20 protein-coding genes, 1 tRNA gene and 1 riboswitch are annotated in these 20,996 nt (G+C 42.4%); of the genes, 12 read left to right on the top strand and 9 right to left on the bottom strand.

Translation table 11 applies throughout. The annotated features are described in order from the left end of the window. Positions 1 to 60: 60 nt before the first annotated feature. The 8 genes from nth to L3V77_RS11535 form a co-directional block, all read right to left on the bottom strand. The gene (nth, locus tag L3V77_RS11570; protein WP_275134301.1) at positions 61 to 696 is read right to left on the bottom strand and encodes an endonuclease III; all 636 of its coding nucleotides are present in this window, start codon (positions 694 to 696) and stop codon (positions 61 to 63) included. A 19-nt stretch (positions 697 to 715) separates the two neighbouring features. Next, the gene (locus tag L3V77_RS11565; protein WP_275134300.1) at positions 716 to 1,405 is read right to left on the bottom strand and encodes an electron transport complex subunit E; all 690 of its coding nucleotides are present in this window, start codon (positions 1,403 to 1,405) and stop codon (positions 716 to 718) included. Then, entirely contained in the window at positions 1,398 to 2,033 is a 636-nt protein-coding gene (rsxG, locus tag L3V77_RS11560) for an electron transport complex subunit RsxG (RefSeq protein ID WP_275134299.1), read from the bottom strand. The genes L3V77_RS11565 and rsxG overlap by 8 nt, the downstream gene beginning before the upstream one ends. Positions 2,034 to 2,041: 8 nt before the next feature. Then, positions 2,042 to 3,088 (bottom strand): electron transport complex subunit RsxD, encoded by a 1,047-nt coding sequence (rsxD, locus tag L3V77_RS11555; RefSeq protein WP_275134298.1) that lies wholly within the window; start codon positions 3,086 to 3,088, stop codon positions 2,042 to 2,044. Then, positions 3,088 to 5,463, bottom strand: coding sequence for an electron transport complex subunit RsxC (gene rsxC, locus L3V77_RS11550; protein WP_275136754.1), 2,376 nt, complete (start codon positions 5,461 to 5,463; stop codon positions 3,088 to 3,090). Before rsxC ends, rsxD begins: the two co-directional genes overlap by 1 nt. A gap of 5 nt (positions 5,464 to 5,468) precedes the next feature. Beyond that, on the bottom strand, positions 5,469 to 6,047 hold the full coding sequence (gene rsxB, locus L3V77_RS11545) for an electron transport complex subunit RsxB (RefSeq protein WP_275134297.1): 579 nt from the start codon (positions 6,045 to 6,047) through the stop codon (positions 5,469 to 5,471). Continuing rightward, positions 6,047 to 6,628: an electron transport complex subunit RsxA gene (gene rsxA / locus L3V77_RS11540; RefSeq protein WP_195703822.1), complete on the bottom strand. Its 582-nt coding sequence runs from the start codon at positions 6,626 to 6,628 to the stop codon at positions 6,047 to 6,049. The genes rsxB and rsxA overlap by 1 nt, the downstream gene beginning before the upstream one ends. Before the next feature lie 236 nt (positions 6,629 to 6,864). Continuing rightward, positions 6,865 to 6,940 (bottom strand) — tRNA-Asn (locus tag L3V77_RS11535). A 658-nt stretch (positions 6,941 to 7,598) separates the two neighbouring features. Here L3V77_RS11535 and uvrB point away from each other — a divergent pair. From uvrB to L3V77_RS11520, 3 genes are all read left to right on the top strand, one after another. Continuing rightward, positions 7,599 to 9,629, top strand: coding sequence for an excinuclease ABC subunit UvrB (uvrB, locus tag L3V77_RS11530; RefSeq protein WP_275134296.1), 2,031 nt, complete (start codon positions 7,599 to 7,601; stop codon positions 9,627 to 9,629). 298 nt (positions 9,630 to 9,927) lie between these two features. Beyond that, entirely contained in the window at positions 9,928 to 11,376 is a 1,449-nt protein-coding gene (luxO, locus tag L3V77_RS11525; protein WP_275134295.1) for a quorum-sensing sigma-54 dependent transcriptional regulator LuxO, read from the top strand. A gap of 104 nt (positions 11,377 to 11,480) precedes the next feature. Continuing rightward, complete coding sequence (locus tag L3V77_RS11520; RefSeq protein WP_275134294.1) at positions 11,481 to 11,825, top strand: Hpt domain-containing protein; 345 nt, start codon at positions 11,481 to 11,483, stop codon at positions 11,823 to 11,825. Positions 11,826 to 11,952: 127 nt separating this feature from the next. Here L3V77_RS11520 and yvcK read toward each other — a convergent pair whose 3' ends face one another. Next, positions 11,953 to 12,840 (bottom strand): uridine diphosphate-N-acetylglucosamine-binding protein YvcK, encoded by an 888-nt coding sequence (gene yvcK / locus L3V77_RS11515; protein WP_275134293.1) that lies wholly within the window; start codon positions 12,838 to 12,840, stop codon positions 11,953 to 11,955. 170 nt (positions 12,841 to 13,010) lie between these two features. Beyond that, a riboswitch (molybdenum cofactor riboswitch) is annotated at positions 13,011 to 13,165 on the top strand. Between yvcK and moaA the strand changes: the two genes are divergently transcribed. The 9 genes from moaA to L3V77_RS11470 all read left to right on the top strand — a co-directional run bounded on the left by moaA (position 13,154) and on the right by L3V77_RS11470 (position 20,991). Next, the gene (gene moaA, locus L3V77_RS11510) at positions 13,154 to 14,143 is read left to right on the top strand and encodes a GTP 3',8-cyclase MoaA (protein WP_275134292.1); all 990 of its coding nucleotides are present in this window, start codon (positions 13,154 to 13,156) and stop codon (positions 14,141 to 14,143) included. It overlaps the preceding riboswitch by 12 nt. Before the next feature lie 23 nt (positions 14,144 to 14,166). Next, complete coding sequence (gene moaB / locus L3V77_RS11505; protein WP_275134291.1) at positions 14,167 to 14,679, top strand: molybdenum cofactor biosynthesis protein B; 513 nt, start codon at positions 14,167 to 14,169, stop codon at positions 14,677 to 14,679. Between the two features lie 6 nt (positions 14,680 to 14,685). Then, complete coding sequence (moaC, locus tag L3V77_RS11500; protein WP_275134290.1) at positions 14,686 to 15,165, top strand: cyclic pyranopterin monophosphate synthase MoaC; 480 nt, start codon at positions 14,686 to 14,688, stop codon at positions 15,163 to 15,165. After that, the gene (gene moaD / locus L3V77_RS11495) at positions 15,162 to 15,407 is read left to right on the top strand and encodes a molybdopterin synthase sulfur carrier subunit (protein WP_275134289.1); all 246 of its coding nucleotides are present in this window, start codon (positions 15,162 to 15,164) and stop codon (positions 15,405 to 15,407) included. The genes moaC and moaD overlap by 4 nt, the downstream gene beginning before the upstream one ends. A 1-nt stretch (position 15,408) precedes the next feature. Next, positions 15,409 to 15,867, top strand: coding sequence for a molybdopterin synthase catalytic subunit MoaE (gene moaE / locus L3V77_RS11490; RefSeq protein WP_275134288.1), 459 nt, complete (start codon positions 15,409 to 15,411; stop codon positions 15,865 to 15,867). Positions 15,868 to 16,413: 546 nt separating this feature from the next. Then, positions 16,414 to 18,042: an ABC transporter substrate-binding protein gene (locus L3V77_RS11485; RefSeq protein ID WP_275134287.1), complete on the top strand. Its 1,629-nt coding sequence runs from the start codon at positions 16,414 to 16,416 to the stop codon at positions 18,040 to 18,042. Positions 18,043 to 18,150: 108 nt separating this feature from the next. After that, the gene (oppB, locus tag L3V77_RS11480) at positions 18,151 to 19,071 is read left to right on the top strand and encodes an oligopeptide ABC transporter permease OppB (RefSeq protein ID WP_275134286.1); all 921 of its coding nucleotides are present in this window, start codon (positions 18,151 to 18,153) and stop codon (positions 19,069 to 19,071) included. A gap of 15 nt (positions 19,072 to 19,086) precedes the next feature. Continuing rightward, the gene (oppC, locus tag L3V77_RS11475; RefSeq protein ID WP_275134285.1) at positions 19,087 to 19,989 is read left to right on the top strand and encodes an oligopeptide ABC transporter permease OppC; all 903 of its coding nucleotides are present in this window, start codon (positions 19,087 to 19,089) and stop codon (positions 19,987 to 19,989) included. Between the two features lie 30 nt (positions 19,990 to 20,019). Further along, on the top strand, positions 20,020 to 20,991 hold the full coding sequence (locus L3V77_RS11470; RefSeq protein ID WP_275134284.1) for an ABC transporter ATP-binding protein: 972 nt from the start codon (positions 20,020 to 20,022) through the stop codon (positions 20,989 to 20,991). The last annotated feature ends 5 nt before the right edge of the window (positions 20,992 to 20,996 follow it).

Raw genomic sequence — 20,996 nt, 5'->3', positions numbered from 1 at the left:
TTTTATATTTAGCAGCCAGTTATGCTGAGGTTATTAGTCGATATTCTAACTCGTTTATCATTATAGTTCTGTTTTTGAGGCGTACTCACACAGATCTTCTATGATACAGCTGCCACAACGTGGTTTTCTGGCGATGCACGTATAACGTCCATGCAAGATTAGCCAGTGATGAACATCGAGTTTAAATTCAGTTGGAATGACCTTTAAAAGCTTTTGCTCTACGTTATCCACGGTTTTGCCCATCGCAAGCTTTGTTCGATTGGACACTCGATAGATATGTGTATCAACAGCAATTGTCGGCCAACCAAATGCGGTATTTAATACTACATTGGCCGTCTTTCTACCCACACCAGGTAGAGCTTCTAAAAGCTCTCTACTCTCTGGTACCACGCTGTTGTGTTCTTCAAGTAAAATACGGCAGGTCTTAATGACATTCTCTGCCTTAGAATTAAATAACCCAATGGTCTTGATGTACTCTTTTACACCATCAACACCTAAATCAAGGATGGCTTTCGGCGTGTTAGCGACTGGATAAAGCTTGTTCGTCGCTTTATTAACACTAACATCCGTCGCTTGAGCAGAGAGCAGTACCGCAATCAGTAGTTCAAAAGGTGAATTCCAGTTTAACTCTGTTTGAGGGTTAGGGTTGTTGTCTCGTAATCTTTCAAGAATTACAATCCGTTTTGCATTGTTCATCGTTTACCCCGAATTCAGGTTAGTTAGTGACTCTAACCCGTTCAATAACAGGTTTTTTTACTTTTGGTTTTCGAGCGGTGATGTGTGAATCAATCACGTTTTTGAATGCGATAATGAATCCTACACCGATAAATGCACCCGGTGGCAACATCGCTAATAAGAAGTTACTTTCAACGTGAAATAGTTCAATTCGTAGCGAGGTTGCCCAACTGCCAAGTAATAAATCCGCACCATCAAATAAGGTACCATTCCCTATTACTTCGCGTATCGTGCCGAGTAAAACAAGCACGGATGTCATGCCAATACCCATCCATAACCCATCTAGAGCGGCAGGTAGTGGTTCGTTTTTTGCCGCGTAAGCTTCAGCGCGACCGATAATTATACAGTTGGTCACTATGAGAGGAATGAAGATACCAAGTGATAGGAATAAGCCGTAGGCATAGGCATTCATGAGCAGTTGCACACAGGTCACCAGTGCTGCAATGATCATAACAAAAACAGGAAGACGCACCTCTTTCGCCACATAATCACGTACTAGCGATACGATTAAATTGGAGCCGATAAGAACAAGCGTGGTGGCGATACCCAATCCTAATGCGTTCGTTACAGTAGATGAGACTGCAAGCAAGGGGCAAAGACCCAATAGCTGAACTAAAACTGGATTGTTTTTCCATAAACCATTTTGCAGCAGTATTTTATGTTCACCCATTGTCTTCTCCACAATTTAGCGGTTGAGAATGTAAAGCGTCGCGGTTTTCATTGTAGAATATAACGCCTCGTTTTACTGCTTTTACGACGGCTCTAGGGGTAATAGTTGCACCAGTGAATTGATCAAACTGACCACCATCTTTCTTCACTTTCCAGCTATCAAGGTTGTCCTGTGTGACTTGTTTCCCTATGAAACTGTCGATCCAATTGGATATTCTCGTGTCAATTTTATCACCTAACCCGGGTGTTTCTCGATGAGTCAGTACGCGTGTACCCGTCACAACACCTTGAAAATCGATACCGACAATGAGTTTAATTTTTCCGTTATAGCCATCTGGTGCGATAACTTCCATTGCAACGGCGCTTGGTTGCCCATTTTTTGTTGCAATGTAAGTGGGTAAAGGTTCATCACTACCGAGCTGTATCGACTGCACTAAAGTACAAGCCGAATAAAGTTCATTATCATGCATCTGATGCGGTATCACTTCGTTAAGTATCGATTTTAGCTGGTCTCGCTCTTGCTGCAAGATGGTATCTTCAGTTAAGTAATGAGTAATAGCCACGAGGCCTGTGCAAGCGCAAGCAAAGATAGCTAATGTCGCGCCGTTGTTTTTAATCGCGGTTAACATATTTTTCCTTAGTGCCCATAGGTTCTTGGTTTTGTATAACGGTCAATAAAAGGAACCGTCATATTCGCGATGAGCACAGCAAAAGCAACCCCGTCTGGATACCCGCCCCAAGTTCTAATAACAAAGACTAAAGTTCCAATGAAAAAACCAAATAACAATCGTCCTTTGATGGTAGTTGAAGCCGTAACAGGATCCGTTGCAATGAAAAATGCGCCAAGCATTGTTGCACCAGAAAATAGATGCAGAAGAGGGCTTGCTACCGTATTTGGAGAAAAGAGATAACTAACGCTACTAATAAAAATAAGGCCTAGTAAGAACCCCGCAGGGATATACCACTGAATGATACGTTGTTTTACGAGCGCTATCCCACCCAATAGATAGGCCATGTTTACCCATTCCCATCCCGTTCCTGCAATGATGGAAAACGGAGACAGAGACATAATTTCATTGACAGGCATCGATGATCTTACTGCCGTTTTAAATGCATCAAGCGGTGTTGCCATTGTTATGCCATCTATACTTGCACGGACCTGTTGTAGAGAAAAACCATCGTCGTTAAAGCCGGTAAAGATCAACTTCCATGAATCGTATAAGCTAATATCAGAAGGGTTTAGAGAATCAGGCGCTATCCAGCTTGTCATTTGTAAAGGAAATGAGATAAGTAGAACGACGTAGGCAATCATAGCTGGATTAAAAGGATTTTGCCCAAGACCACCGTACAGCTGCTTAGCAACAACAATGGCAAAAAACAGCCCAATGACCATCATCCACCATGGTGAAAGGGGAGGAATGGCAACGGCTAATAGCCATGCGGTAACAATGAAACTGTAGTCACGTAATGCGCTAAACGGAGAACGTTTACGAAACAGCATGACGGCGCTTTCTAATAAAAAGGCGACAACGAATGCAATCAATAACTGAATTAACGTTCCCCAGCCGAAGAAATAGGTTTGAGCCAATAAGCCGGGTATTGCGGCAATAGCAACCCACTTCATGAGATCTTGCGTGCTCTTACTGCGATGGGTGTGGGGCGAGCTGGCAATAAAAAAGGCCACTACTCTTTCTCCTTAACGTTTTGAACGGCAGCCTGCGCGGCTTTTTTTGCTTTAGCGCGTGCAATGGCAGCGGCCACGGCGGCTTTTTTCTTGTCCTCAACAGGGGGCGTCTCACTCTCTGCCGGTGACGTTATCGTTTCGTTACTTCCTGCCGCTTCAGTTTGTGCGACTTTTTTTGCTTTAGCGCGTGCAATGGCAGCGGCCACGGCGGCTTTTTTCTTGTCCTCAACAGGGGGCGTCTCACTCTCTGCCGGTGATGTTATCGTTTCGTTACTTCCTGCCGCTTCAGTTTGTGCGACTTTTTTTGCTTTAGCGCGCGCGATGGCAGCGGCCACGGCGGCTTTTTTCTTGTCCTCAACAGAGGGCGTCTCACTCTCTGCCGGTGACGTTGTCGTTTCGTTACTTTCTGCGGCTTCAGTTTGTGCGACTTTTTTTGCTTTAGCGCGCGCGATGGCAGCGACCACGGCGGCTTTTTTCTTGTCCTCAACAGGGGGCGTCTCACTCTCTGCCGGTGACGTTGTTGTTTCGTTACCTCCTGCGGCTTCAGTTTGTGCGACTTTTTTTGCCTTAGCGCGCGCAATGGCAGCGGCCACGGCGGGATTTTTATTAACTGTGCCTTCGGATGGGCTGTCCTCGGTAGGTGGCTTAGCCGATAGAATAGCGTCTTTCTCTGCTTTTCGTTCTCTGGCAAGGCGTTTACGCTCCTCGCGTAAATTGGCCATTTCTGAGTTATCAGGAGCCTCACTGTTGGATTTCAACGCTTCGGCTTGTTTTGCTTTTGCTCTCGCTATTGCCGCGGCGACAGCTGGTTTGACTTCAGAGCCACTTTGCAAGGTTGATTTTTGCGCCTTAACTCGAGCAATAGCGGCGGCAACGGCATCACTATCGTTATTGTTCGACTTTTCCATTTCTTTGCGGCGATTTTTAGCGGCTTCTTTAAAGCGATTATCCCTTAGCTCCTTGTCTCTCTCTAGCCTTGCTTTACGTTCTTCAAATCGTAATTTGGCTCTTTCAGCCGACTCAGTTTCTTCTTTATTGAGACGAATTTCAGCCTTTGCTTGGCGATAATAGTGCACCAATGGTATTTCACTTGGACAGACATAGGCGCACGCGCCGCACTCTATACAGTCAGATAGATTTAACTCTTCACATTTATCAAAATCTTTATCTTTTGAATACCAAAAAAGTTGTTGTGGTAATAGAGACGCAGGGCAAACTTCAGCACACTGTCCACACCGAATACAAGCAATTTCATTTTTTTCGGGTGCGATCTCTTTTTTTGTTGGTGCCAAAATACAGTTGGTTGTTTTGGTAATAGGTACCGCCGCAGACGGCACAGTAAAGCCCATCATAGGGCCACCCATTATTATTCGAGGTGATTTGGTTTCTTCTGTATAACCATATTCGTCTAATAACGCTTGGACGGGTGTACCTAATCGCACCCATATATTCTGAGGTTGGGCGAACGTGTTACCTGTTAATGTTACGATTCGTTCAATTAGCGGTTCTCCATCGATCACCGCCTTTTTAATCGCATGAATAGTCCCGACATTTTGCACCAACACACCAATATCAGCGGGGATCCCTTTTTTTGGAACCTCTTTATTGGTCAACAATTTTATTAGCTGTTTTTCACCGCCAGAAGGATACTTAGTCGGAATACCGCGTATTACCAAGTTTCTGTTTAGCGCGGCATGTTCTAGCGCTTTTATTGCTTCGGGTTTATTGTCCTCGACGGCAATAATAATTAAACCTGGCTTCAGAATGTGCTCAAGCACCTGAATACCTTCAATAATCTCAGACGCATTTTCTCGCATCAACATATCATCTGCGGTGATGTAGGGTTCACACTCTGCCGCATTGATAATAAGAATTTCGGTTTTAGCTACGCCAGATTGGATCTTATGACCAGTAGGAAAACCTGCACCACCCAACCCCGCAACGCCAGATTGTCGGATAACGTTTATAAGTTGTTCAGGTGTTTCTGATTTAAAGTTGGTTAATGGATTTTTTTGTATCCATCTATCTTCGCCATCGGGTTTTAATATAAAACAGTTTTCTGTCAAACCAGAAGGGTGGGCTGTTTGTCTTGGCTCAATAGAAATAATTTCACCCGATGTAGGTGCATGCACAGGCAACATAAAGCTGTCGGTAAACTTAGTCAGCTGTTGACCCTTTAACACTTTATCGCCTACTTTTACTGCGAGGTCTCCGGGGCGGCCAATATGCTGTTTGATGGGTAATATAAATTCGTGTGCTAAACGTGCTTTATCAACAGGCGTCTGAGTAGATTGAGTTTTGTTTTCTGGTGGGTGAATGCCACCAGGAAAGTCCCAGATATCACCATGACGAATTCTTTCAACTAAAGGCACCATATCTTTCATTTAACTCGCGCTTCTGGTTTATCTGTTATATCTACGGCTGGAATGGCATTTAATTTCCATTTCCAATTAGCCATGGTGGTTTCAATCGGTATCATTTCTATGCAGTCTGTTGGGCATGGAGCTACACATAGGTCGCATCCAGTACATTCACTTTCTATTACTGTATGTAAGGCTTTAGTTCCCCCCACAATGGCATCCACGGGACAAGCTTGTATGCATTTTGTGCATCCAATACACATATCTTCGTGTATGTACGCGACGGTTTTAATGGGTTCGATATCGCCTTGGTTTTCTGTTTCTGGTTCAACACCCATCAACTCGGCTATTTTTTCGATAGCCGCTTGTCCACCTGGCGTACACTTGCTGATACTGTCACCGTTGGCAACCGCTTCTGCATAAGGCTTACATCCCGGATAACCGCACTGCCCACATTGAGTTTGTGGTAAAATGGCGTCTATTTGTTCAACAATTGGGTCGCTTTCGACCTTAAAACGAACAGAGGCGAAGCCTAGAAAAGCACCAAATATGCCCGCGAGGACAGCGATAGCGAGAATAGCAACGAATATTGATACCATTACAACTTCACCAATCCAGTAAAGCCCATAAATGCCAGAGACATTAACCCTGCGGTTATCATAGCTATAGATGCACCTTGAAATGGAGAAGGAACATCAGCTGCTGCAATTCGTTCGCGCATCGAGGCGAATAAAACTAGAACTAAAGAAAATCCAACAGCGGCACCGAAGCCGTAAATAATGGATTCAATGAAATTATGATTCTCATTGATATTTAACAAGGCGACGCCTAACACCGCGCAGTTTGTAGTAATGAGAGGCAAAAATATGCCGAGTAATCGATATAGTGTTGGGCTGGTTTTGTGAACAATCATCTCAGTAAATTGTACGACAAACGCAATCACCAGGATAAAGCTCATCGTCCGTAGATATTCTATTCCTAACGGAGCCAGGATATAGGTTTCGACCAAGTAAGCGCAAACGGACGCAAGCGTCAGTACGAATGTGGTTGCTAAGCCCATACCAATAGCGGTTTCCAGTTTTTTGGAAACACCCATAAAGGGGCATAAACCCAGAAATTTAACCAGCACAAAGTTGTTAACCAGCACAGTGCCGACTAGTAACAGTAAATAGTCAGTCATGATAATTCATATTAGGAAATCCTTAATGTTATATTATCTCGTTTTGAGGCGCTAATAACAACCGAGAATCCTTAGGGTTTTTCATCATTAGTGTTGTTTTTAAGCACCATACACGGTTTTTTTGATCTCGAATTTGTAATTAGGCCGGAAAATGGCTGTTGAGTACTCATGTAGGACGCGTTTTGAATCGTCATTTTAAACGAAAAAAGCCACGTCTAAGACGTGGCTTTAAAATGTGGCTCCCCCTGCAAGACTTGAACTTGCGACATACGGATTAACAGTCCGCCGTTCTACCAACTGAACTAAGGGGGAATCGATTTGAGTTGCGAATCTTAGCGATATGGACGAAAAGTGTCAACACAGAAGTTGAATCTTTTTATAAAAAAAATTCGCAATTGCTATTGATTTTTTCAGACTACCCATCGATAAAAGCGTCGACTTACTTATCCACCAAAATTGTGGATAAGTGTGTGAGTTAAACTTGAATAAAAACCCACTGAATTTATTTAGAGTAAAGATACTATATGATTGCAGTGTAATTCATTGATATAAAAAACTTTATTTTACTTGTCGTTAATTCGTGTAATTTGCCCATCTTGTGCATAAGTTAAATTTTGACCAAAAATGAACCGTATTAGCACTAAATTGGGGAAAACAAGTGGATTAAAAATAATTGGAATTGAGGATTGTATTTATAGAAGGGCAGGGACTTTATCAAATTTTGGAAATAGATTCTACTGTTTATGCGGTTTTACTTCACATTATTTATCTAATTACATTTATGTCCTAACGACTAAACTGAACTCGGGCTAAACCGATCGTCAATTGATGGCTCTGTGACAAAAGTTATCTTTGCGTCAGTAGATTGGATATCATGCGAAGCAATTTATTTTAGAATTCGTTATCATGCTTAACGCTGTCTTCACATGTAGAACATCGCATATTAATCATAAAGAATAAGAACATAATTATGAGCAAAGAATACAACCTAGTTTCCGATTACGAACCGTCCGGGGATCAACCTACCGCAATAGTAAAACTATTGGATGGTCTGGAGAATGGGCTGGCACATCAAACATTGTTAGGTGTCACTGGCTCTGGAAAAACCTTTACGTTGGCGAATGTCATCGCACAATCAAAGCGACCCACCATAATCCTTGCGCCTAATAAAACACTTGCCGCGCAGCTTTATGGGGAAATGAAAGCTTTTTTTCCTAATAACGCCGTAGAGTACTTTGTTTCTTATTATGACTACTATCAGCCTGAGGCTTATGTACCAACGACAGATACCTTTATTGAAAAAGATTCTTCAATAAATTCACATATAGAACAAATGAGGTTATCCGCGACCAAAGCACTTCTAGAACGGAAGGATGCCATTATCATTGCCTCTGTATCTGCGATCTATGGATTAGGTGATCCCGATTCGTATCTAAAGATGATGCTACATGTAAGACGCGGAGACCATTTAAATCAACGCGATGTTATACGACGACTAGCCGAGCTTCAATACACTCGAAATGACGTATCGTTTGAACGTGGGCAGTTTAGGGTTCGAGGTGAAGTGATAGATGTCTTCCCTGCAGAATCCGATCAGGAAGCGGTACGAATAGAGATGTTCGATGAAGAGATAGAATGTATAAGCTTGTTTGACCCACTAACAGGTGCAATTAATCAGAGAGACTTACCTAGATTTACTGTTTATCCCAAAACGCACTACGTTACTCCTAGAGAAAAAATATTAGAGTCAATTGAACATATAAAGGTAGAACTAAAGAGTCGAAAGGCCTATTTACTTGAAAATAATAAACTATTGGAAGAGCAGCGGATCTCCCAAAGAACGCAGTTTGATTTGGAGATGATGAACGAATTAGGATTCTGTTCAGGTATTGAAAACTACTCTAGATATCTCAGTGGTCGAGAGGAAGGAGAGCCGCCACCGACGCTTTTTGACTATCTACCCAGTGATGGACTATTGGTCATCGATGAGTCTCACGTGACCGTTTCTCAAATTGGTGCAATGTTTAAAGGGGATCGGTCACGAAAAGAGACCTTGGTTGAGTTCGGCTTTCGTCTTCCTTCCGCGCTCGATAATAGGCCACTTAAGTTTGATGAATTTGAAGCATTGGCTCCGCAGACCATATTTGTATCCGCAACACCGGGTAATTATGAGCTTGAAAAATCAGGTACCGATATAGCGGATCAAGTCGTGCGCCCCACTGGATTATTAGACCCGGTTATTGAAGTGCGTCCAGTGACAACACAGGTTGATGATTTATTGTCTGAGATCCGCATAAGGTCAGTAAAGAATGAGCGAGTCTTAGTGACAACACTTACGAAGAGAATGGCGGAAGATCTGACAGAATATCTCCATGATCACGGTGTAAAGGTTCGTTACCTGCATTCTGATATTGATACTGTTGAACGGGTAGAGATTATCCGCGATTTGAGGTTGGGCGAGTTTGATGTATTGGTGGGAATTAACCTGTTGAGAGAAGGGTTGGATATGCCAGAGGTATCCCTTGTGGCCATTCTTGATGCGGATAAGGAAGGATTCTTAAGGTCAGAAAGATCGCTCATACAGACGATAGGCCGTGCCGCGAGAAACCTAGAAGGAAGAGCCATTTTATATGGTAACTCCATTACCAAATCTATGAAAAAGGCAATGGATGAAACCAACCGTCGTAGGGGAAAACAGCAAGAACACAATGAAAAAAATGGCATCGTACCTCAGGCTTTAAAAAAGAGTATCAAAGATATTATGGAAATCGGCGACATCGCTAAAACCCGTAATCAAAGAGTCTCGAAACAAGTACCTTTATCGAAAGTTGCTGAGCCGTCACAAAATTATCAAGCATTTACACCGCAACAATTAGAGAAAGAGATTATTAAATTGGAAGCGGCTATGTATCAGCATGCTCAAGATTTGGAATTTGAATTAGCGGCTGAAAAGAGAGACAGGATAGATAAGCTAAGAAAACAGTTTATTGTAAACAGTTAGTTAAGGGAAAATTTAGGCAAAAAAATAGCCAACTGGAATATGTCCGGTTGGCTTCATTTTGTGGAAAACATGTCCACTAACAACGTCAGTTGGCTAGGTGACCCGTTAAGGTCATAGTTATAAGAGCATTTATTGTGCCAATTAATTAGCACTGGGATATAAAGGGTTATCTCGAGTCTATTCGTACTGTAGATGTCGGTATTTGCATTTTGCAAAGCGAAATGCGATTCTTTCCTAAATTGCAATCAACTTTCTTTTGACTCGTTCAAATCAAACAATATCGTTTAAAGGCTTGGATATGAAAAAATCAGATCTTGGTATGACAGCTAAGTATTTGCTTATGGTTGAAGATACCGCTTCAGTTGCAGCTTTATATCGTTCTTTTTTAACACCTCTCGGCATCGATGTGGAAATTGTTGGTACGGGTAAAGAGGCGTTAGAATCACTGATCATCCGGATTCCAGACCTCATCCTCTTAGATTTGCGCCTACCCGATATGACAGGTATGGATGTGCTTCACTCAGTAAAAGCATTGTACCCAGAAGTCCCTATCATCTTTATGACGGCTCATGGCTCGATTGATACCGCCGTAGACGCAATGCGATATGGCGCTCAGGACTTCTTAATCAAACCTTGTGAAGCGGATAGGCTCAGGGTTACGGTAAATAATGCCATACGCCGAGCCAGCAAAATCAAAGGTGGTGAAGGCGAGCAAGGAGCAAGCGTTAGCAGCTTGAATAACTATCAAGGCTTTATTGGTAGTAGTCACAATATGCTTTCGGTATATAAGACGATCGACTCCGCTGCAACAAGCAAAGCGAGTATCTTTATTACGGGTGAAAGCGGTACAGGTAAAGAAGTCTGTGCTGAAGCGATACACGCTGCGAGCCGCCGAAGAGACAAACCATTCATAGCAATCAATTGTGCCGCGATCCCGAAAGACTTAATAGAAAGTGAACTGTTTGGTCACGTTAAAGGCGCTTTCACGGGGGCGGCGACTGAACGACACGGCGCCGCAGAACTTGCCGATGGTGGAACATTGTTTTTGGATGAGCTTTGTGAAATGGATTTGGATCTGCAGACCAAACTATTGCGTTTTATACAGACGGGTACGTTTCAAAAAGTCGGCTCCTCTAAGATGAAGAGTATTGATGTACGCTTCGTTTGTGCAACCAATAGGGACCCTTGGAAAGAGGTACAACAAGGACGTTTTAGAGAGGACCTTTATTACCGCTTGTATGTTATTCCGTTGCATTTGCCTCCATTAAGAGACCGAGGGGAGGATGTCGTCGAGATAGCCTATTCGCTTTTGGGCTATATGTCATTGGAAGAGGAAAAATCGTTTACTCGTTTTGCGCAAGATGTAATAGACAGATTCATCTCCTATGAATGGCCTGGAAATGTGCGTCAGCTTCAAAATGTAATACGCAATGCTGTTGTATTAAATAATGGAAAGGAAATCACATTAAACATGCTTCCTCCACCAATTAACCAAATGAGCACAAAAATTGCTTTAATAAACAATAGGGAAGGATTATTGCAAGATAGATTTGGTTCAAACAACATTGATTCCACCCATGAGGGTCTCCAATCGTTATCTGCTGATGACATCACGCCTTTGTGGCGGGTTGAGAGAAATGTGATAGAGCAAGCAATTCAAGCCTGCGGTGGGAATATCCCCCAAGCAGCACATGCATTAGAAGTCAGCCCATCGACTATTTACAGGAAAAAACAGTCATGGTTATAGAAAATAACGATGATGTGAACACGAAAAACATGAGCATGAAATTGACATAGCTAATCGCCTGTTTTTTACATGTAACGAAGGGAATGTTAGGAGATCCTTAAACGGTGACGACTTATTTAAACTCCAACAAAATTGAAGACTTGTGTAACGAAATTGGTCAAGAAAACTTGCCTGTATTGTTGGACATATTTTTGGGTGAGTTAAACAGCTATCACGTTTCGCTAACGGAAAATGGCGATAACTTAGAGCGCTTGTTAAGTGATATTAGCCATGCATTGAAAAGTAGTGCAGCCAGTTTCGGTGCTGATGATTTGTGTAAAAAAGCGCTGCATATAGATGCCAAAGCCAAAGCCGGCGAGAAGGTTTCCACTGTTGAAAATCGTAATTCTCTACTGGATAGCATTGAAGCGACTATCCGCGCATATAGGGCCTTATACCAGCCCAAGTAAAGGTGTGACTAATATAGAATATAACGCCACAGGCCGCTCAAGACATCCTCGCACTTTCATGAGTGAGGATGCCAGTATTGTCAATGAGCCGAAGTGGCAGTGGACACGTTTTTAAATTAGCGTTGCGCTATTTAAGTTGCTCGACAATCGCTTTGGACAACTTGTTTCTATCGTGTCGCCAAGCCCTATTCGGAGATGCAAGATCGACAGTGACGCAATGCCACTCGTCTTCTAGATCTTGATGTGCTACATCACCTAATACAATATCTATTTTTCTGCCTCGACAAGCCCTTTGGCACCACTCCAGTTTTTGACGTAAAGTCATTCGTCCGGCAGGGCCATATTCTGGTGATAGGTTCTCGATATAGATCAATGTCGCGTCGGTGTTTTTTAATATGGCATGTCCCAATTCGGAAAGTAACAGAGGTGGCATAATGCTAGTAAGGAAACTGCCCGGTCCAAGTATGATGCAATCAGCATGGTTAATGGCCGCAATGGCTTCACTCGTGGCAGGTACTTCTGGTTCTAAATCCAGTCTGAGAAGGTCGGTTTCCATCTCGTCCACACTGGTTTCACCATGAACCCAATTACCATCAACAGATAATGCTTTTAGATCAGATGGGTGTTCGGACATAGGGATAATGTTGACATCGACTTTCAGCATGTTACGTATCAGCTGTATCGCCTCTAGAGGCCTGACGGATAAATTATCTAATGAAGCCAACATGAGGTTGCCCAAATTATGACCATTTAATTCGCCAGAACCTTTGAATCTATACTCAAACATCATCGACTCAACAGATGGTTCAGTAATCAGCTGATTGATGCAGTTTCTCGTGTCACCCCAAGCAATACCGCCCTGACAATAACGGATACGACCAGTAGAGCCGCCGTTGTCGGTCGTCGTAACAATCCCAGTAGCATTGTTGCCAAATTTATTTAAAGCTGCCAGAACTCTTCCCAAGCCATGCCCGCCACCTATCGCTACGATTTTTTTGTTTTTATATATTTTCATTTATTACTTAACTTATTTTAATATTATGCAATAACTTGCCGTCATTTTTAATAATAAACACCTTAGGCTAACTAAAGTGTGCTTATTGATGGATTTTTCACGATTGCCTATGGAATTATAACCCGTAATTAAGTATTTTATCGAATAGCAGTTAATCTGATTTCAGTGATTAGCAGCCATAACTCCGAGCCTTTACCGCTAAGTTTGATTTTTGACAAATGTTGAAATTCTATATGCGTTAGAGGCCAGTGACACAATGTTACAAGGGTTTGCTTAGAAATGAGTAAGCCTCCCGTATTTGGAAAGGTGTTCCGTGGCGATACAATTCGAAGATAAATTTAAACGCAAGTTTTATTACTTGCGTCTCTCTGTTACAGATGTCTGTAACTTCAAATGCACATACTGTCTTCCGGATGGCTATAAGCCTTCGGGGCGTAAAAACTCGTCTTTTTTATCCATACCGGAAGTGAAACGTATCGTTAGTGCGTTCGCTAGTTGTGGTACCTCTAAGGTGCGCATAACCGGTGGTGAGCCGACTTTACGTAAAGATTTCAATGATATCGTACAAACCATTGCCACCACCGATGGAATTAGTAAGGTGGCAATGACAACAAACGGTTATCGAATGGAATCTCAGGTCGCCGACTGGCGCGAGGCAGGACTAACCCACATTAACGTGAGTCTGGATAGCTTAGACCCCCGAATGTTTTACCAAATCACGGGAGAAAATAAATTTTCCAACGTGATGTCCGGTATAGACAGAGCTTTCGAGGTCGGATACGAGCAGGTCAAAGTCAACGTTGTCTTAATGAAAGACCTTAATAGCGGTGAATTACCCGCTTTTCTCAATTGGATTAAAGATCGACCTATACAGCTAAGATTTATTGAGCTGATGCAAACCGGAGAGATGGATTCATTCTTCGACAAATACCATAAATCAGGTGTGAGCATCCAGAATAAACTCATCGCAGAAGGTTGGATTCCAAAGGTAGCAGAAGCGAATGATGGGCCTGCAAAAGTATATATTCACCCTGATTACAAAGGTGAAATAGGCTTGATTATGCCTTATGAAAAACATTTTTGTGAGAGTTGTAACCGATTAAGAGTTTCCGCGATGGGCAAATTACATCTTTGCTTGTTTGGTGAGCAAGGTGTTGAGCTTAGAGACCTTCTTCAAGAAGATACGCAAGCGGATGCATTAATCGACCGCATTCAAGCTCAACTCCAAACCAAATCAGTCAGCCACTTTCTACAAGATGGTAATACTGGAATGACGCCACATCTCGCCTCCATTGGCGGCTAAAAAAATTAAATATAGGTGAAATTATGGGACACGCTGTAAGTGAATTTAAGCCAGCAAATATTGCAGTATTAACCGTTTCTGATACTCGCACAGAAGAAAATGACACGTCTGGGCAGTACTTTGTCAATCAACTTAAAGAAGCTGGACATCATCTAGCGGATAAAAAAATTGTCATCGATGACAAATATAAAATCCGTGCGATAGTTTCACAATGGATAGCAGATGAAGGAATTCAAGTCATCATGATTACTGGCGGTACGGGATTTACTTCAAGAGACAGTACACCAGAAGCTCTTGTGCCACTATTTGACAAGCAAGTTGAAGGGTTTGGTGAACTATTTCGTCAGGTTTCTTACGAAGAGATTGGTACCTCAACCATTCAATCACGTGCTATTGCAGGTTTTGCAAATCATACGGTTGTATTCGCAACGCCAGGTTCAACTGGCGCATGTAGAACGGCGTGGACAAAGATTATCAAGCAACAGTTAGATGCGAGTCATCGCCCTTGTAACTTTATGCCTCACTTGTCGGTGTAGTCTTGTATGGAACAGTTTACTCATATTAACGCCTCTGGCGAAGCCAACATGGTTGACGTATCTGCTAAAGCAGAAACAGTAAGAGAAGCAAGAGCTGAAGCTTTTGTTCATATGGCACCAGAAACATTAAACTTGATTGTTTCTGGTAGTCACCATAAAGGTGATGTGTTCGCCACAGCTCGAATTGCTGGAATACAAGCTGCCAAAAGAACATGGGATTTGATTCCACTTTGCCACCCTTTACTGCTTACTAAGGTAGAAGTTCAGCTAGAAGCTATTGAAGAAGATAGTGTCGTTCGAATTGAATCTCTCTGTAAACTCTCGGGTAAAACTGGTGTAGAAATGGAAGCGCTAACAGCAGCATCGGTTGCGGCGTTGACTATCTATGACATGTGCAAGGCCATACAAAAAGATATGGTGATTAGTCAGGTTAGACTACTCGAAAAAAGGGGTGGAAAATCTGGTCACTTTAAGGCGGAAAAATGATCAAAGTACTTTTTTTTGCTCAAACTAGAGAGCTGCTAGACCTTGATGGACTCGATATTGAGCCTAACTATGCAACCGCTGAAGAGCTGCGTGATTATTTATGCGAAAAAGGCGATAAGTGGTCTCTAGCTTTAGCTTCAGGGAAACTACTCGTTGCTATCAATCAGACAATCTCTCCGCTTGATAGCATGATAAAAGATGGCGATGAAGTGGCCTTCTTTCCACCAGTCACAGGTGGGTAATATGACGTATTCGGTTTCTGTAATGCGTGAAGACTTCTCTGTGGCAGAAGAATACGATTTGTTAGCACAAGGGTCATCTGCCGGTGCTGTCGCCATGTTCTCCGGCAAAGTGAGAGACATGAATTTAGGCAGTAATGTAACGGGGCTTACGCTCGAGCATTACCCTGGCATGACTGAAAAAGCACTTTCTGATATTTGTCAGCAAGCACTAGACCGTTGGCCGCTACAAAAAGTGCGTGTGATTCATCGGATTGGTGATCTCGATATTGGTGATCAAATTGTCTTTGTTGGGGTAACAAGCGCTCATCGTGGTGCATCTTTTGAAGCATGCGAGTTTGTAATGGACTTTCTTAAAACCAAAGCGCCATTTTGGAAAAAAGAAAGGACAACAGAAGCATGTCGTTGGATTGACTCTCGGGCGTCGGATCATAAAGCCGCTTCTCGCTGGACTGAAAAATGATTAGATAACCTACAACCCAATGACGATGACTAGCCAAGCTATATTGCTTGGCTTTTTTACACCCTAGGTTTTTACACTTATGAATAAAGGTGTAAAACTTTCGTTCCAATGCGTTGAATTGACATTGTGTTCAGATATTCACCAATATTGTTACTACCCCCCTCAATACTAGAGATAGATAATGAATAATAAGTCATGTTCCTTAACCTTATAGAGTGTAAACTCATGTTAATTAAGATTTAGGTTGTGGTTTGTTATGGGTAAAGTGAATTTATATTAACTAAACTCTGATTTTCCACCCATTTATGGTGAATCCTTTTTGATAGAGTGCTTTTTAGGCAAACAATCTAAAACATTGACCCAGTCGAAATAATAAAGCGCTAGTTAGGCCGTTTTATGGAAAATTGAACGAATGATTGGTAGTGTGTTCAGCAATCTTTTTGGGTTTTAGAGCGTTTTTGTTAGAAACGTTCTGAATGGTCTATCGTTCGGACACCTATAAAAAAGACGTCATGGATGCTAATAAAAAAATTTGGAGTTAAATGCATGTTCAAAAATAAAATTACACAAACCCTTTTACTGGGCGCAAGCTTAACCGTTGCTGCTACCTCTTTTTCAACTCTTGCAGCAGATATTCCTGCAGGTACTAAACTTGCTAAGGTGCAAGAATTAGTGCGTGGTAACGGTACAGAAGTGGCGTCTATCGACCCACATAAAACTGAAGGTGTGCCAGAATCTCACGTTATTCGTGATTTGTTAGAAGGTCTTGTAAACCAAGATTCAGACGGTAATACCATTCCTGGTGTGGCTGAGTCTTGGGACACAACAGATAACCAAACATTTGTTTTCCACTTACGCAAAGATGCGAAGTGGTCTAATGGCGACCCAGTAACAGCAGAAGATTTCGTATATAGCTTCAAGCGTGCTGTTGATCCGGCAACGGCTTCGCCATATTCTTGGTATCTAGAGATGACCAATATGGTCAACGCTGCGGAAATCATCGCTGGTACTGCAGATAAAGATACACTAGGTGTGAAGGCAATTGATGCTAATACACTAGAAATTAAATTGACTACAGCGGTTCCATATTTCGTAATGATGATGGGGCACACAACGGTTAAGCCAGTGCATAAGGCTACCGTAGAAAAATTTGGTGACAAATGGACCAAGCCTGAGAACTTTGTTGGCAACGGTGCATTTGTGATGGACAACTGGGTAGTGAACGAACGTATCGAATTGGTTCCAAATAAGAACTACTGGGATAACGCGAATACCGTTCTAACAAAAGTAACGTTCCTTCCTATCGAAAACCAAGTTGCAGAAATGAATCGATTCCTTTCTGATGAAATTAACTTCACGAACGAATTGCCTAATGAGCACTTCAAGCGACTACAGAAAGATCATGCTGAATCGGTATCTATCCAAGGTAACTTGTGTTCTTACTACTACGGCTTCAATAATAAAAGAGCACCATTTGATGATGTTCGTGTACGTAAAGCGCTTTCTTTTGCTATCGATCGTGACGTAATAACTAAGTTCCTATTAGGGCAAGGTCAACAACCTGCTTATTTCTTAACGCCAGAAATCGTTGCAGGATTTAATCCTGAGGTTCCAGCTTACGGCAAGTTAACCCAAGCTGAGCGTGTTAAAGAAGCAATGAGTCTTCTAGAAGAAGCGGGTTTCAACAAAGAAAACCCACTTAAGTTTACACTTCTGTATAACACGTCAGAAAATCACAAGAAAATTGCAGCTGCAATTCAATCTATGTGGAAGAAGTCTTTAGGTGTTGATGTTCAGCTAGAAAACCAAGAGTGGAAAACATATTTGGACACGCGTCGCCAAGGTGACTTTGACGTGACTCGCGCAGGTTGGTGTGGCGATTATAACGAAGCTTCTTCTTTCCTTTCGTTAATGCAAAGTAACAACAGCTCGAATGACCCTAAATACAACAGCGCTGCTTATGATGAAACTATGAAGAAAGCACTGTATTCCACAAACGCTGAAGAGCGTAATGCACTTTATGCTGAAGCAGAAGTATTACTGGCGAAAGATATGCCAATTGCTCCTATCTACCAGTATGTTAAGGCTCGCCTAGTAAACCCTAACGTTGGTGGCTTCCCAGTTAACAACGCAGAAGACAAGATTTACTCAAAAGATCTATACATTAAAGAGTAAGTTTTACTAAATAATAATAATAATTATGGGCACTGCATGTGAAGTTCACATGCAGCGTCTTTTTGTTTATCAAGATATACACTGTCACAGACTGAAAAGAGTGAGTTTATGTTTAAATTCATCGCGAAAAGAGTATTAGAAGCGATACCAACGATGCTGGTATTGATAACAATTTCTTTTTTCCTTATGCGCTTTGCTCCCGGAAACCCGTTTTCATCAGAGCGTCCATTGCCCCCAGAGGTAATGGCTAACATTAATGCGAAATATGGTCTAGATAAACCTGTGTTTGAACAGTACACCACGTACCTAACAAACGTTCTACAGGGTGATTTTGGTCCGTCATTCAAGTACAAAGACTTTACAGTTAATGAACTGGTAGCCGGTGCATTACCTGTATCAGCCAAAGTCGGTTTTGCTGCCTTTATCTTTACTCTCTTTATGGGGGTGGGGGTGGGTACCTTAGCTGCACTGCGGCAAAATACTTGGGTCGATTACATCATTATGTCCACCGCTATGCTCGGGGTGGTGATGCCATCCTTCGTGTTGGCACCCGCATTAATCTATCTGTTCTCCATTAACTTAGGCTGGTTCCCCGCCGGTGGTTGGTTAGATGGCTCCTTTCAATATATGTTCTTACCAGTGATTGGTATGTCTTTGTTGTATGTGGCGACATTTGCCCGTATTACCCGTGGTAGCATGATAGAGACATTGAACAGTAACTTTATCCGTACTGCACGAGCTAAGGGTCTGAGTTATCCTTATATCGTCTTAAAGCACGCGCTTAAGCCAGCAATGCTCCCTGTTGTTTCTTATATGGGGCCTGCTTTCGTCGGTATTATCACCGGTTCAGTTGTTATCGAAACGATATTTGGCCTGCCAGGTATTGGTAAGTTATTCGTTAACGCAGCATTTAATCGAGATTATTCGCTAGTAATGGGAGTCACCATTTTGATTGGTTTCCTCTTCATTCTATTCAACACCGTTGTTGATATTTTATTAGCGGCTATTGATCCAAAAATTCGTTATTAATTGGGTACAGATATTATGTTAACGAAAAAAGAAAACCTTGATGCGATTGAAAAGTTCTCTGAGAATTTAGAGATTGAAGGTCGCAGCTTATGGCAAGATGCTCGAATTCGCTTTATGCGTAATAAAGCCGCAATGGTGAGCCTTGCAATACTAACAGTTATGATTCTGGCGGTCATTTTTTTGCCAATGATTGCCGAGTTTACCTATGACGATACGGATTGGTATTCGCTGCATGCTGCTCCATCTGCGGACCATATCTTTGGTACCGACAGTTTAGGACGCGACCTTTATGTTCGTACACTTATTGGTGGACGTATCTCATTGATGGTCGGTGTGTTAGGTGCGTTGGTTGCCGTGTTAATTGGTACTCTTTATGGCGCCACTTCAGGCTATATTGGCGGAAGAACTGACCGTGTCATGATGCGTATTCTGGAAATATTATACGCGGTTCCATTTATGTTCCTTGTGATTGTTCTTGTGACCTTCTTTGGCCGAAATATTGTATTAATATTTGTCGCTATTGGTGCGATTGCATGGCTAGACATGGCGCGTATTGTACGTGGTCAAACCCTTAGCTTGCGTAGCAAAGAGTTTATTGAAGCGGCGCATGTGAGTGGTGTGAGTAACTGGAAGATTATTACTCGCCATATTATTCCGAACGTACTTGGTATTGTCGCGGTATATTCAACGCTGCTTATCCCAAGCATGATCTTAACAGAATCATTTTTGTCTTTCCTAGGACTTGGTGTTCAGGAACCAATGACGAGTTGGGGAGCGTTGCTACAAGAAGGCTCACAAACGATGGAAGTGGCTATTTGGCAGCTAATTTTTCCTGCAGCATGTATGGTGGTAACACTGTTCTGCTTTAACTATGTTGGTGACGGTCTTCGTGACGCGTTGGATCCTAAAGACAGATAAGCCCTTGGCTTAAATATACTGGAAAGAAAAATGAGTTTATTAGATGTCAAAGACCTGCGTGTTGAATTTACCACTCAAGATGGTGACGTAACCGCAGTTAACGATTTAAACTTCTCGCTAGAACAAGGTGAGACACTGGGTATTGTGGGAGAGTCTGGTTCGGGTAAATCTCAAACCGTATTCGCCATTATGGGGCTACTTGCTAAAAACGGTATCATTAAAGGTAGCGCTAAGTTCGAAGGCAGAGAAATTCTTAATCTACCTGAAGTCGAACTTAACAAAGTCCGTGCCGAGCAGATTGCGATGATCTTCCAAGATCCAATGACTTCGCTTAATCCTTATATGAAAGTTAGCAACCAGCTAATGGAAGTATTGATGCTACACAAAGGCATGGGTAAAGCAGAAGCATTTGAAGAATCTGTACGTATGCTTGAAGCGGTGAAAATCCCTGAAGCTCGTAAGCGTATAACCATGTATCCGCATGAATTTTCTGGTGGTATGCGTCAACGTGTGATGATAGCGATGGCACTACTTTGTCGCCCTAAATTGCTGATTGCCGATGAGCCGACAACGGCGCTCGATGTCACCGTACAAGCGCAAATTATGGATCTACTTAATGAACTTAAAAAAGAGTTCAATACGGCAATAATTATGATTACTCATGATTTAGGCGTCGTCGCGGGTTCGTGTGAAAAAGTATTGGTTATGTATGCAGGTCGTACGATGGAGTATGGCTCTGTAGATGAAATTTTCTACAACCCTAGCCATCCATATACGGAAGGGTTATTAAAAGCGATCCCTCGCTTGGATAGTGTTGGCGAGATTCTACCAACGATCCCGGGGAACCCACCTAACTTGCTTCGTTTACCGACGGGTTGCCCTTATCAAGAACGTTGTCACCGAGTGACAGATCGTTGTATGAAAGAAGCACCAATATTGATGCCATTTGGCGACGATCGTCAGCGAGCTTGTTTTTCTGAATGGGAGACGTGGACCAAATGAGTGAT

Origin of the sequence: Vibrio sp. DW001 (genome assembly GCF_029016285.1) — a bacterium.
In the GTDB taxonomy this organism is placed as follows: Bacteria; Pseudomonadota; Gammaproteobacteria; order Enterobacterales; family Vibrionaceae; genus Vibrio.
This window is presented reverse-complemented; position numbering and strand designations above follow the sequence as displayed.